Source organism: Streptomyces sp. NPDC006476 (assembly GCF_040612015.1).
Classification (GTDB): domain Bacteria; phylum Actinomycetota; class Actinomycetes; order Streptomycetales; family Streptomycetaceae; genus Streptomyces; species Streptomyces griseorubiginosus_B.
In genome coordinates, this window is the sequence record NZ_JBEXPK010000065.1 from 17,917 (window position 1) to 32,074 (window position 14,158).

Consider the following 14,158-nt stretch of genomic DNA (forward strand, 5'->3'; position numbering starts at 1 on the left):
ATCGAACTACGAGCCCCTGCGGGCAGGCGTCGGCCGGGCCGCTACGTACGCCCGCGCCGGCTCAGCCGGAGGTCGGCGTCTTGTCCGGGTTTCCGTAGTAGGCGTTGGGGCCGTGTTTGCGGGTGTAGTGGCGTTGGAGGAGGTGGGGTGGGGGTGGGTCGGTGGGGTTGAGGGAGAGGGTGTGCAGGGCGATGTCGGCGACGGCCTCGCAGATGATGGCGTGTTCCAGGGACTTGCGGGCGTTGGTGCCCCAGGTGAAGGGGCCGTGCCCGGCGACCAGCGCGGCGGGGACCTCGAGGGCCCGCTGGTCGTCGCCGTGGAGGAGGTCGACGATGACGCGGCCGGTGTTGTACTCGTAGTCCGTCGCGCACTCGTCGGGGGTGAGGTCGCGGGTGACGGGGATGGGGCCGTTGAAGGTGTCGGCGTGGGTGGTGCCCAGGACGGGGATGTCCCGATGGGCCTGGGCGAAGGCGACGGCGTGGGTGGAGTGGGTGTGGGTGACGCCGCCGATGGAGGGGAAGGCGAGGTAGAGGCTGCGGTGGGTCTCGGTGTCGGTGGAGGGACGCAGGTGACCTGCGACCACGGCGCCGTCCGACAGCCGCACGGTCACCAGGTCCTCGAGGGTCAGGCTCTCGTACGGCACACCCGAGGGCTTGATGACGAACACCCCGGCCTCACGGTCGACGCCGCTGACGTTGCCCCAGGTCAGAGTGGCGAGGCCCACTTGGGGGATGGCGAGGTTGGCCTCCAGCACCTCTTCGTGCAAGCTCGCCATCACAGGGCCTGGGCCAGTCGGTGGTAGGCGGCGTTCCAGCGGATTTCCTTGGCGAACTGTTCGGTGCTGGTGTTCTCGTCGATGGTCAGCAGCTCGACACCGGTCATGATGGCGAAGTCGCTCAGCGTCTCCAGGTCGACGGCGGAGCTGAGCACCGTGTGGTGCGGCGCCCCGGCCAGCAGCCAGCTCTCGGCCGACTCCGCCAGTGACGGACGCGGCTTCCACACGGCCCGGGCGACCGGGAGCCGGGGCAGCGGCTGGCTCGGGGCGACCACGTCCACGGCGTTGGCGGTGAGGCGGAAGCGGTCGCCCACGTCCGACAGGCCGACGACCACGGCGGGTCCGGGCGCGGCGTCGAAGACCAGCCGGACGGGGTCCTCACGGCCGCCGATGGACAGCGGGTGGATCTCCAGGCTGGGCCGGCCGGCCGCGATGGAGGGGCAGACCTCCAGCATGTGGGCGCCCAGGATGCGGGGCTCTCCGGGGCCGAGGTGGTAGGTGTAGTCCTCCATGAAGGAGGTGCCGCCGGGCTGTCCGTGGCCCATGACCTTCAGGGTGCGCAGCAGCGCGGAGGTCTTCCAGTCGCCCTCGCCGCCGAAGCCGTAGCCGTCGGCCATCAGCCGCTGTACCGCCAGCCCCGGGAGTTGGCGCAGGCCGCCGAGGTCCTCGAAGTTGGTGGTGAAGGCGGTGAAGCCGCCCTCGGTGAGGAAGGCGCGCAGGCCCAGCTCCTGGCGCGCCGCGTACAGCAGGGAGTCGTGACGGATGCCGCCCGGACGCAGCGCGGGGACCACGTCGTACGACTCCACGTACTCCTCGGCCAGTTCGGCCGCCGCCTTGGGCTCGACGGCGTCGACCACCGCCACCAGGTCGTTGACGCCGTAGGTGTTGACGGAGTAGCCGAAACGCAGCTGGGCCTCGACCTTGTCGCCCTCGGTGACCGCGACCTCGCGCATGTTGTCCCCGAACCGCGCCAGCCGCAGGGAGCGGGCCGCGTGCCGGCCGGCGGCGGCCCGGGACCACGCCGCGACCCGTCTGACGACCCGGGGATCGGTGGCATGCCCGGCGACGACCTTGCGGTTGACACCCACCCGCGCCTCGATGTGGGCGAACTCGCGGTCGCCGTGGGCGGCCTGGTTGAGGTTCATGAAGTCCATGTCGATGCTCGACCAGGGCAGCGACAGGTTGTACTGGGTGTGCAGGTGCAGCACCGGCCGGTCCAGCGCGCTCAGGCCGGCGATCCACATCTTGGCCGGGGAGAAGGTGTGCATCCACACGATCACGCCGACACAGGTGTCGGAGACCGTGGCCTCCTGGCACATCCGCCGGATCGACTCCGCGTCGGTCAGGACGGGCTTCGACACGATCCGCAGCGGGATCTCCGCGGCCGCGTCGAGGCGTTCGGCGATCTGCCGGGACTGATGGGCGACCTGTGCCAGGGTCTCCTCGCCGTACAGGTGCTGGCTGCCGGTCAGAAACCACACCTCGTGGCTGTCATAGGGCTGAGCATGTGTTGTCATGACGCTTCCTTTCACAAGGGTGGTTCAGGCGGAGGCCTCGGCGCGCAGACCGCGCAGACGGTGCATCACGTCGTTGGCGCCGCGCCCGAAGTAGTCGTGCAGCAGGCGGTATTCGTCGTAGAGGCGGTCGTAGGCCAGGGCGCGTTCCGGGTCGGGCTGGTACACGCCCCGGTCGGCCTTGCCCATCGCCGCTGCGGCGGCCTGGATGTCGCCGTAGGCCCCGGCGGCGACCGCCGCGTGCATGGCGGCACCGAGGGCGGGGCCCTGGGTGGAGCCGATGATGCTCAGCGGGCGGCGGGTGACGTCGGCGTAGATCTGCATGAGGAGTGCGTTCTTCGTCAGACCGCCCGCGATGATCAGCTCGTCGACCGGCACCCCGGACTTCTCGAACGCCTCGATGATCGTCCGGGTGCCGAATGCGGTGGCCTCCAGCAACGCCCGGTAGATGTCCTCCGGTCGGGTCGACAGGGTCTGGCCCACGATGACACCGCTGAGTTCGTGGTCGACCAGGACGGAGCGGTTGCCGCTGTGCCAGTCGAGGGCCACCAGGCCGTGTTCGCCGACCTTCTGCCCGGCCGCGAGGTCGGTCAGGTACTCGTGCGGACTCTGGCCGGCCGCAGCGGCCCGCTCGGCGTACCCGGCGGGGAAGCCGGTGCGCACGAACCAGGCGAAGATGTCACCGACTCCGCTCTGTCCCGCCTCATACCCCCACAGGCCCGGCAGGATCCCGCCGTCCACCACCCCGCACATGCCCGGCACCACGCCGTGCTGGTCGGAGCTCATCACGTGGCAGGTCGAGGTGCCCATGATGGCGACCATCTGGCCTGGTTCCACCGCTCCGGCGGCGGGGGCTGTCACATGGGCGTCGACGTTGCCGACACACACCGCGATGCCCTCCGCCAGCCCCGTCCAGGCCGCCGCCTCGGCCGTCAACACGCCTGCCGCATCGCCGAGTTGGCCGATGGGGTGCTCCAGTTTGTCGGTGACGAAGTCCGCGAAGTCGGGGTTGAGTGCTTCCAGGTAGGCCCGGGACGGGTACGTGCCGTCCTGGTACTGGCCCTTGTACCCGGCTGTGCAGGCGTTGCGGACGTAACTCCCGCACAGCCGCCACACGATCCAGTCCGCCGCCTCCACCCAGCGTTGCGTGCGCCGGTAGATCTCCGGGTCCTCCTCCAGCACCTGCAGCGCCTTGGCGAACTCCCACTCCGAGGAGATCTTGCCGCCATAGCGCTCCAGCCACGGCTCCTTGCGCTCCGCGGCCAGCGCGTTGATCCGGTCGGCCTGGCCCTGCGCGGCATGATGGCGCCACAGCTTCACGTAGGCGTGCGGGCGGGCGCTGTACTCGGGGAGTTCACACAGCGGCGTGCCGTCCGCCAGCACCGGCAGGACCGTGCACGCCGTGAAATCCGTGCCGATGCCGATCACCTGCGCCGGCCGCACACCGGCAGCCGCCAGCGCCTCCGGCACCGCATTGCGCAGCACGTCCAGGTAGTCCGACGGCACCTGCAACGCCCAGTCCGGGGGCAGCCGCGTCCCGTCCGGCAACTCACGGTCCAGGACCGCGTGCCGGTACGCGTGCTCCGCCGTTCCCAACTCCGCCCCGTCACGCACCCGGACCACCACGGCGCGGCCCGACAGGGTTCCGAAGTCAACACCCACGACACAGGGTTCCGAGTTCGCGGATTCCTCGTCTCCGGTGTTCATCATCAGCCTCCTCCTCACAGACGTATTCGATATGCCGACCATCGTTCGAGTTTCCGAAGACGCCGAGAGGGTGGCAGGATCCTCGGCGGGCGACTCGACCGGCGCGTCGGGCGCTCAGGTCCGGCTTCTGCCGAAGTAGCGGGCGCGCACCCGGTCGAGCAGGATGGCGACGCCGAGCACCGCTCCCTGGACGACCTGCTGGTCGTACGGGCTGACCTTGAGCGCGAGCAGTCCGTTGGTGATGAACTCCAGCAGGATCGCGCCGGCCGCGATGCCGGCGATGCGGCCCTCGCCGCCGGAGAGGGACATCCCGCCGACCACCGCGGCGGCGATCGCGGTCAGTTCCCAGCCCGCCCCGACCGAGGGGTCGGCCACGTTCATACGGCCGATCACCAGGATGCCGACCACACCGGCGAGCACGGCGCTGGCGATGTAGGTGGAGGTGATTCGGCGGGCGGTCGGGATGCCCGCGAGACGGGCGGCTTCCTTGTTGCCGCCGACCGCGTAGATCTGGCGGCCCACGTAGGTGCGTTCGAGGACGAACCAGGCGATGGCGGCGGCGCCGACGAAGAACAGGGCGGGTACCGGGATCTGGCCGATGTAGTACTGGCTGAGGTTGCTGAACATGGGGTCGAGGTTGTTGATGGGCGAGCCGCTGGTGATGGCGAGCGCCATGCCCTGTGCGACGGTGTAGGTGACCAGGGTGATCACGAACGGCGGCACGTTGAGGCGGGTGACCATGATGCCGTGCCACAGGCCGACGCAGGCCGTGATCACCAGCGTGAGAAGGATCGCGAGGGGCGCGGGCATGCCCGCGTTGACATTCATCCAGGCGGCGAGGATGCCGGCCAGGCCGGCCAGTGCGCCCACCGACAGGTCGATGCCGCCGGTGAGGATGACCAGCGACTCGCCGATGGCGAGGATGCCGACCTGCGCCAGGTCGCGCCCCATCACCTGGAGGTTGCCCACCGCGGTGTAGGTGTCGGCGTTGGCCGCGATCCCGACGAACACCAGCACGCAGGCGATGATGACTCCGGCCTCCGGAGAGGCGGCGAGCTTACGGGCGAGACTCGCTGCGGCCGGACGCGACTTGGGCGCGGCCTCCTCGGGTGCGAGCGTGCTCTGCGCGCTCATGCTGTGGCTCCGTTCGTCAGTTCTTCCTGGTCGGGGGTTTTCCGGTGGAGCGCGGACGTGCCGGCCGCGGCCGTCATGATCCGTTCCTTGGTGGCGTCGGCCCGGTCGATGACCGTGACGACCCGGCCGTGGTTCATCACCGCGATGCGGTGGCAGATCCACAGCAGTTCCTCCAGTTCGGAGGAGGCTGCCACCACCGCCAGGCCCTGTTCGGCCGCCCGGTCGATCAGCTTGTAGATCTCGGCCTTCGCGCCCACGTCCACGCCGCGGGTGGGCTCGTCGAGCAGCAGCAGACGTGGTTCGGCGGCGAAGGCGCGGCCGAAGATGGCACGCTGCTGGTTGCCTCCCGACAGGGAGCCGATCGGCTGCTCCACCGACTGCATCCGGACGTTGACGTTCTCGGCGATCTTCCGGGCCTCGGCGCGCTCGCGTCCCGGGCCGAGCAGGCCCCGGGTGCTGATCCGTTTGAGCACGGAGACGAGGACGTTGGAGCGGATCGACGCGAACAGGACGAGGGACTGTTCCTTGCGGTCCTCGGGAATCAGGGCGATCCCGGCCGCCACGCCGTCGCCCGCGCCGCGTGGGTGGTAGGGCTCGCCTCCCAGCAGCATCCGGCCGCCCGTGGAGGGCTGCGCGCCGGCGATGGTGTGGACGAGGCGGCTGCGGCCGGAGCCCATGAGCCCGGCCACGCCGAGGATCTCGCCCTCGCGCACCTCCAGGTCGACCGGTCCCAGACCGTCCGCGGTCAGGCCCTCGACCCGCAGCAGGACGGGGCTGGTCGCGGGCGGTGCCTTCGGCTCGCCCTGGGCGACCTCACCGCCCACCATCTCCCGGATCAGCCGTTCCTCGGTGGCCTCCGCCGGTTCGAGGTCGGCCACCAGCCTGCCGTTGCGCAGCACCAGGACGCGGTCGCTGATGTCGCGGACCTCGTCCAGGCGGTGCCCGATGAAGAGCACCGTGCCGCCGCGCTCGGCGAGTTGCCGGGCCAGGCCCAGGACCATCTCGGCCTCGACCGGGCCCAGGGAGGAAGTCGGTTCGTCCAGGATCAGCAGCTTGGGTTCGCGGCCCCAGGCCTTGGCGATCTCGATCATCTGGCGGGTCGGCACCGGAAGGGTGCGCACCTCCCGGCTGACCGGGATCGTCCTGGCGGACAGGCCGATCTCCGTCAGCATCGCCTCCGCCTCGGCCCGTTGTGCCGCACGGTCCACCAGCAGCCGCCGCTTCGACTTGCGCGGCCGGCGGCCCAGCAGCAGGTTCTCCGCCACGGACAGCTGTCCGACCAGTGGGAACTCCTGCGAGACCATGGCGATGCCGAGCTGCCCGGCCGCTTCGGTGGACCCCGCGACGAGGGGTTGGCCGTCGACCAGGATCTCGCCGCCGTCCCGGTGGACCGAGCCGGCCAACGTCCCCATCAGCGTGGACTTTCCGGCGCCGTTCTCGCCCACCACGCCGATCACCTGACCGGCGTACAGGTCGAGTTCGGGCAGGTCCAGGACGCGGACCGGTCCGTAGGACTTGTGGACTCCCCGCAGCCGCGCGGTGATCGCGCGGCCCGGGGCGTTCTGGGTGGCCGTCATGCTCAGCCGATCCCGAGCTGCGACTCGAGGGACTGGTAGGCGCTGAGGTCGGACTTGGTGACCAGGCCCACGCCGGAGCTCAGGGTCGAGCCGTCCTTCTCCAGGTACGGCTTGACGATCGCCATCGTCTTGGCCTTGCCCAGCACCTTCTCCGCGGCCAGGAGGTACGCCCCGGTGTAGCCCTGCTGGTACGGCATCTGCACGACGGTTCCGGAAATCACGCCGGACTGGATGAACTTCAGCGTCTGGGCGTCGGAGTCGTCGGAGACGATGTGCACGGACCCGGTCTTGCCCGCCGAGGTGACCGCCTGCGCGAGCGCGGGACCGTCGTAGGAGTACACGCCGTACAGGCCGTTCACATCAGGGTTGTTGGCCAGGATGGTCTCGGCGTCCGAAGTCGCCGTGCTGGCCTGCAGGTTGTCGTTGACCTTCTGCGCGACCGTGATCTGGGTGCCCTTGAGGGCGGCCTCGAAGCCCGCGATGCGCTGGGTGGCGTTCGACGCGGTGAGCGAGCCGACCAGGATCGCCACCTTGCCCTTGCCGCCGAGCACCTGCTTCATCGCGGTACCCGCCTGGAAGCCGGCGGTGTAGTTCGGGGTGCCCAGGTAGAGCGAGGCGGCGTCGGTGCCCGGCAGCGGCGAGTCGATCGCCAGGACGCCGATGCCCTTCTGCACGTCGGTGTGGATGGTCCCGGCGGCGGAGGTCGGGTCGATCGCGGAGATCGAGTAACCGGTGACGCCCTGCGAGCGCAGGGTCTCCAGCTCCGAGTTCTGCTCCGTCAACTTGCCGTTGGGCGGGGCGAAGTAGGTGCACTTGCTCTTCGCGATGCCGAGGTCGGAGCAGCCCTTGAGGAAGCCGACCTGGCCAGCCTTCCAGTAGTCGGCGGCCACGTTCACGACCATCGCGATGTCGACCTTGGACAGGTCCTTGCCGGCCAGGGCGGACTTCAGCTCCGCGTCGAGCTTGGCCAGGCTCGTCTGGTTGAAGGTGACGGACCCGGACAGGGCGACCGGGGCCGCGCTGGGGCTCGCCGAGCCGGCGCCGGCCTGGCTGGAGGAGCCGCCGGAGTTCTTGGAGCAGCCGGCGGCGGCGAGCGAGATGAGCACCGCTGTCGCGGCGATCACGGTGCGGGACCTTCTGCTACGGATCATCATTGATCTGCGCCCTTCTAGGCGTTTTCGGGGTGGCGGAGCCCACGGCCGGGAGCGGAGGTGGGCGGGGTGGGGATGACGGGGCCGCGAACGGGCATGCCGGAGCGTCCCGGCGAGGGGGATGGGTGGGTCCACGGCAGAGCGGTACGAGGCTCAGGAAGCGCACGTCGCGGCGGTGGGGCGGGGCCTACGGCGCGGTGACAGGTATCTGACGGTCAGTCAGGCATTTCACTCAACTGGCAATGGCAACAGCTGAGTTGACGTTCGGTCATGCTGATTGGCAGCAGTCCATACGGACTCCCTCATTCAGGGTCGGGGGCGGGTCGCCGAGGTGCGCACCACGAGGGTGGGCGGGATGACGATGTGGTGCATCTCGTCGGCCATCTCCAGCCCCGCGTCGGGGTCTCCGACGATCTCGATCAGTAGCCGCAGGGCGCGCCGGCCGAGTTCGTCGAAGTCCTGGCGGACGCTGGTCAGCGACGGGCCGAAGTACTCGGTCTCCGGCATGTCGTCGAAACCCACCACGCTGATGTCCTCGGGCACCCGCAGCCCGGCCTGCTGCAGGGCCCGCAGCAGGCCGAGTGCCATGTGGTCGTTGGCGCAGAACACCGCCGTGACATCGGGGTCGGCGGCGATCCGCCGGCCGAGCTCGTATCCGGTGCGGGCCGTCCAGTCGACACCCGCGAGCGGCTCGGGCACCGCGGCGCCCCGCTTTTCCAGGGTGCCGCGCCAACCAGCCTCGCGTTCCTGCGCGTCGAGCCAGGAACGCGGTCCGACCAGGTGGTGCACCGTGCGATGGCCGAGGTCCAGCAGGTAGTTGGTGGCGAGTTCGGCACCCGCCTCGTTGTCCACCGCCACCGAGGCCAGCGCGGCGTGGGTCCCGCAGCCCACCGCGACCAGGGGCACGTCCGAGGGGACGTTCGCCAGTGCGGCGATCGCGGAGGTCTGCGGCGCGATCACGATGATTCCTTCGACGCCCTGGTCGCGCAGCCGGTCCACGGCGTCCAGTACGGACCGCCGGTCGAGTGTGCCGACGGCGGCCACGGTGACGAAGTACTCGTGCTGTCGGGCCGCCTGCTCGATGCCGTAGAGCATGCAGGCGGGGCCGTACAGCGTGGTGTTGAAGCTGATCACACCCAGGGTGCGGGTGCGGCGGGTCGCCAGGGTGCGGGCGGCGGCGTTGGGGCGGTAGCCGAGCTCGCGGACCGCGGCCAGGACCCGGTCGCGGGTGGCGGCCCGTACGTTCGGGTGGTCGTGGAGGACCCGCGAGACCGTCTGGTGCGACACGCCCGCGAGCCGGGCCACGTCCGCCATCACCGGTGCGCGTTCCGTGTCCATGCTCCACCTCCTCACTGGCTGTCGTGGGAATTGTTAACGCACACAATCCGGAGGGGTCAAGACATGAGACAGACCTGTCGTCGAATGCTCCGACAGCGTTGCCATGGGCGGGGAACCCCTCACGAACTGCGGCTTTCCCCCGATGCGATCCGCCGCCGAGCCATCAATGCACGGCAGAGGAAGCAGAGTTCAAAGCTTTTGTTTCCACTCTCTTGACCGTTCAAGAGAGTTGACCGGCTATTCATCCCAGCGTAGAAAGACGGAGTCGCGAGACCGGGCGATCACCCCAATCGCCCGAGTACAGAGCCGCACGTGACCCGCCACAGCCGCACCCCGCACCCCCGCTTCCCCGACACTTCCGGATGAGTGACGGCGTCTGACGTGCTCGCTTGTTAACGCTCACAATCCGCTCGTCCGCAGACAGCGGACCTCCCCGTCCCTGCGCACGCCGCGGGGCCGGCACGCACGACGGAAGAGGTTCACAGTGACAGTCAGACACCTGAGAGGTCTCCGGCTCAGGGTGGTGGGCGCGGTCCTCGCCCTCCTCGCCGGCATCCTGGCCGCGGCCCTCGGTGCCGCGGGCACGGCCCAGGCCGCGTCGTCCTTCCCCTGTGACATCTACGCCTCCGCGGGCACGCCCTGCGTTGCCGCGCACAGCACCACGCGGGCGCTGTTCGCCTCGTACAGCGGCGCGCTCTACCAGGTCAAGCGTCTGTCCGACAACACCACCACGAACATCGGGACGCTCACCGCCGGCGGCTACGCCAACGCGGCGGCCCAGGACTCCTTCTGCTCCGGCACGGAGTGCGTCATCACCGAGATCTTCGACCAGAGCGGCAAGGGCAACAACCTCACCGTTGAGGGCCCGGGCGGCAACGGCGGGCAGGACGTCGGCGCCATCGCGAACGCCCTGCCCGTCACGGCGGGCGGCCACAAGGTGTACGGGGTCTCCGTGCAGGCCGGCGTCGGCTACCGCGACAACAGCACCACCGGGATCGCCACCGGCAGCCAGCCGGAGGGCACGTACATGGTCACCAGCGGCCACCACGTCGACGGCAACTGCTGCTTCGACTACGGCAACGCCGAGACCAACAGCAAGGACACCGGCAACGGCCACATGGACGCCGTCAACTTCGGCACGGAGTGCTGGTTCACGCCCTGCTCCGGCTCCGGCCCATGGGTCATGGCGGACCTGGAGAACGGCCTGTTCGCCGGCGGAAACGGAACCAACAGCAACAACACGGGCAACTCCAGCACGTTCGTCACGGCGCTGGAGAAGAACAACGGCACCACCACCTACGCCATCAAGGACGGCAACGCCCAGTCCGGCACCCTGAAGACCGACTACAGCGGCAGTCTGCCGACCACCACCGGCTACATGCCGATGCACAAGGAGGGCGCCATCGTCCTCGGCACCGGCGGCGACGACAGCAACTGGTCCGACGGCTCGTTCTTCGAGGGCGTCATGACCTCCGGCTACCCGACCGACACGGCCGACAACGCGGTGCAGGCCGACATCGTCTCCGTCGGCTACACCCAGGCCGCCCAGACCTTCCCGGTCACCGGCACCGCCTACCGGCTGACCAACCCCAACAGCGGCAAGGTGCTGGACGCCGTCAACTGCGGCACCGCCAACGGCACCGCCGTCGACCTGTGGTCCTCCCTCGGCAACACCTGCCAGCAGTGGAAGTTCACCAGTGCCGGAAACGGCCACTACACCATCACCAACGTCAATAGCGGCACGGTGCTGGACGACAAGAACTGCGGCATCGGCAACGGCACCGCGGCGCAGCTGTGGGCGTCACTGGGCAACACCTGCCAGCAGTGGGACGTCACCCCGGCCGGCAGCCACTACACGATCACCAACGTCAACAGCGGCATGACCCTCGACGTGGCGAACTGCGGCACCGCCAACGGCACGACCGTGCGCCAGTGGGCGCAGCTGGACAACGTCTGCCAGCAGTGGGACATCGCGCCCTGACCTCAACGACCGCTCACCGACGGCCGGTCGGTCCTCCCCGCCGACGGGCCTGTGCGCCTCCGTCCTTCCTCCCCGACCACCTCCCTCCCCGTTCTCCCGGCCGATTCGTCTCACAAAGGAACCCCACATGCCTTCGGAAGCCGGACTGCCCCGCAGAACCGTTCTGACCGCCCTCGGCGCCGCCTCCCTGGCCGGCACCTTCGTCGCCGCCGCTCCCGCCCGCGCCGCCGAGCGCTCCGCCACGGCAGCGGACGCAACCGCCACGGACCTGCCCGCCGCGGCCGCACACTGGACCTTCGACGAGGGCTCCGGCACCTCCGCCGCCGACGCGTCCGGCAACGCCCACACCGTGACCCTCCAGGGCGCGGCCGGCTGGGACACCGGCAAGGTCGGCGCCCACAGCCTGAGCCTCACGGCGGGCGGCAACGCCACCGCGTCCGGGCCCGTCCTCGACACCTCCAAGGCGTTCACGGTGGCCGCCTGGGTCAACCTCGGCCAGCTGGGCGGCTACCAGACCGCCCTCAGCATCGACGGCAAGGTCGTCAGCGCCTTCTACCTGGGGCTGCGCGACGACACCAGCACCTTCGCCTTCGCCCGGCTCGACTCCGACGCCGATCAGGGTGCCGCCGTGGCGGCCGCCGCCTCGGCTCCCACCACCGGCACCTGGACCCACCTCGTCGGCGTCAGCGACCCCTCGGCCGGCGTCACCCGCCTCTACGTCAACGGCGTGCTGGAGGGCCAGGCCGACTACACCTCCGGCTGGGCCGGCACCGGCGACACCGCCGTCGGCCGGGCGCTCTACAGCGGCGGTCACGTCGACCAGTGGCACGGTCTCATCGACGACGTATGGCTGTTCCCGACCGCCCTCACCTCCGACCAGGTCGCCACGCTGGCGGGGGTGCCGGTGGAGAGCACGACACCGCTGCTGAGCGTGGACGTCGCCCACCCGGCGCACGCCGTCTCCCCCATCCTGCCCGGCCTGATGTTCGAGGACATCAACCACTCCGGCGAGGGCGGCATCTATGCCGAGCTCGTGCAGAACCGCTCGATGATGGCCAGCGACACCTCCCCCGTGCACTGGTCCGCGGTGGGCGGGACGACTCTCGCGCTGGACACCTCCACGCCGCTCAACGACGTCCTCACACGGTCCCTCAAGGTCGTCCTGCCGACCACCACTGGAGCCGGCAACCGGGCCGGCGTGGCCAACGACGGCTTCTGGGGCATACCCGTGCGGCCCCGGACCACCTACACCGCCCGGCTGTTCGCCAAGGCGACCCGACGCCTCGGCCCGCTCAGGGTGGCCATCGAGTCCGCGGACGGCTCGACCGTGTACGCCTCAGCGCGCCTTCCCCACGTGGGCACCGCGTTCCGGGACCGGCCCTTCGAGCTGACCCTGCGCACCCCTTCGGGCGTTCCCGTGGTCGGTGACGCGCGGCTGACCGTGACCACCGACGACCCGTCCGCCGCCGGCCAGACGCTCTGGCTGCAGCACGTCTCCCTCTTCCCGCCCACCTACAACAACCGCCCGAACGGTCTGCGGGTCGACCTGATGGAGAAACTGGTCGCCCTCAAGCCGAAGTTCCTGCGCTTCCCCGGTGGCAACTTCCTCGAGGGCAACACCATCGCGACGCGGTTCAACTGGAAGAACACCATCGGCCCGGTCTGGCAGCGCCCCGGCCACATGGACGACGCCTGGGGCTACTGGTCCACCGACGGCCTCGGACTCCTCGAATACCTGGAGTGGGTCGAGGACATGCGTGCCCAGCCGGTGCTCGCCGTCTTCGCCGGCTACTCGCTCCGGGGCGAACACGTCACCGGCGACGCCCTCAAGCCGTACATCCAGGACGCCCTCGACGAGATCGAGTACGTCACCGGTCCCGCCACCAGCACCTGGGGCGCGAAGCGGGCCGCCGACGGCCACCCGAAGCCGTTCCCGCTGGAGTTCGTGGAGATCGGCAACGAGGACTGGTTCGACTCCTCGGGGTCCTACGACGAGCGGTTCGCCGCCTTCTACGACGCGATCAAGGCCAAGTACCCCCATCTGAAGCTGATCGCCTCGACGACGGTGACGAGCCGCACCCCGGATCTGATCGACGAGCACTACTACCTCGCGCCGTCCGCCGCCCAGGCCTCCACGCACAAGTACGACAACCGGGACCGCGGCTCGACGAAGGTGTTCGTCGGTGAGTGGGCCGCCCAGGAAGGCCGCCCCACCCCCGACCTCAACGCGGCGCTCGGCGACGCCGCCTGGCTGGCCGGACTGATCCGCAACTCCGACCAGGTCCTCATGGAGTGCTACGCACCCCTCTTCTCCAACGTCAACAACAACGTCTGGGCGACCAACCTGATCGCCTACGACAACCTGACCAGCTACGCCTCACCGAGTTACTGGGCGCAGCACATGCTGACGAGCCGGCTCGGCGACACCGTCCTGCCGGCCACCGCGCGTGCGCTGCCTGCCGTCGCCACGGTCGCAACCCGCGCCGGGAAGCGGCTCTACCTCGCGATCGTCAACTCCGGCACGCAGAAGGCGAGCGTGCCCATCGAGCTGACGGGGCTGCCCAAGGGGGTGAAGAAGACGGCGACGGCCACCGTGCTGAGCGGAGCGTCACGCACCACCACCAACACCCTGACCGACCCGCATGCCCTCGTGCCCACCACGAGCACGGTCACCGGTGCGGCAGCGGCGTTCACCAGTACGTTGCCACCGTTGTCCGTCACGGTCCTGGAGCTCACCCTGACCTGACGGAAGGCAGTGTCGCCGGTGCGGTACGCGGCGACGAACCGCTGCTCGGCCAAGTCGCCGTCGACGACGGCGACTTCGTCGTGTCCGAGCAGGCCGCCGTGGGGCAGGTCGGCCACCCTGTTGTTCTGCCTGCCTGACTCAAGTAAAACTTCTATTGCTTGACTCAAGTAATATATCCGTGCTTGCCTGACGCAAGCAACCCCTTGTCGGACGGGACCCGCGTCCCGTCCTCCGA

At 69.8% G+C, this 14,158-nt stretch carries 9 protein-coding genes; 2 read left to right on the forward strand and 7 right to left on the reverse strand.

Translation table 11 applies throughout. From position 1 onward, the window contains the following. Positions 1-61: 61 nt before the first annotated feature. The 7 genes from araD to ABZZ74_RS42010 form a co-directional block, all read right to left on the reverse strand. Entirely contained in the window at positions 62-775 is a 714-nt protein-coding gene (araD, locus tag ABZZ74_RS41980) for an L-ribulose-5-phosphate 4-epimerase AraD (RefSeq protein WP_356949402.1), read from the reverse strand. Beyond that, entirely contained in the window at positions 775-2,292 is a 1,518-nt protein-coding gene (araA, locus tag ABZZ74_RS41985) for an L-arabinose isomerase (RefSeq protein ID WP_356949403.1), read from the reverse strand. The genes araD and araA overlap by 1 nt, the downstream gene beginning before the upstream one ends. 24 nt (positions 2,293-2,316) lie before the next feature. Then, positions 2,317-3,996, reverse strand: coding sequence for a ribulokinase (gene araB, locus ABZZ74_RS41990; RefSeq protein ID WP_356949426.1), 1,680 nt, complete (start codon positions 3,994-3,996; stop codon positions 2,317-2,319). 114 nt (positions 3,997-4,110) lie between these two features. Then, a complete protein-coding gene (locus tag ABZZ74_RS41995; RefSeq protein ID WP_356949404.1) occupies positions 4,111-5,130 on the reverse strand; it encodes an ABC transporter permease in 1,020 nt (339 codons plus the stop codon). Continuing rightward, positions 5,127-6,707 (reverse strand): sugar ABC transporter ATP-binding protein, encoded by a 1,581-nt coding sequence (locus tag ABZZ74_RS42000; RefSeq protein WP_356949405.1) that lies wholly within the window; start codon positions 6,705-6,707, stop codon positions 5,127-5,129. The genes ABZZ74_RS41995 and ABZZ74_RS42000 overlap by 4 nt, the downstream gene beginning before the upstream one ends. A 2-nt stretch (positions 6,708-6,709) precedes the next feature. Further along, on the reverse strand, positions 6,710-7,831 hold the full coding sequence (locus ABZZ74_RS42005) for a substrate-binding domain-containing protein (protein ID WP_356949406.1): 1,122 nt from the start codon (positions 7,829-7,831) through the stop codon (positions 6,710-6,712). A 333-nt stretch (positions 7,832-8,164) separates the two neighbouring features. Then, entirely contained in the window at positions 8,165-9,196 is a 1,032-nt protein-coding gene (locus ABZZ74_RS42010; protein WP_356949407.1) for a substrate-binding domain-containing protein, read from the reverse strand. A 484-nt stretch (positions 9,197-9,680) separates the two neighbouring features. Between ABZZ74_RS42010 and ABZZ74_RS42015 the strand changes: the two genes are divergently transcribed. Beyond that, positions 9,681-11,177: an arabinofuranosidase catalytic domain-containing protein gene (locus tag ABZZ74_RS42015; protein WP_356949408.1), complete on the forward strand. Its 1,497-nt coding sequence runs from the start codon at positions 9,681-9,683 to the stop codon at positions 11,175-11,177. Positions 11,178-11,304: 127 nt separating this feature from the next. After that, on the forward strand, positions 11,305-13,923 hold the full coding sequence (locus ABZZ74_RS42020) for a LamG-like jellyroll fold domain-containing protein (RefSeq protein WP_356949409.1): 2,619 nt from the start codon (positions 11,305-11,307) through the stop codon (positions 13,921-13,923). Positions 13,924-14,158 lie beyond the last annotated feature (235 nt).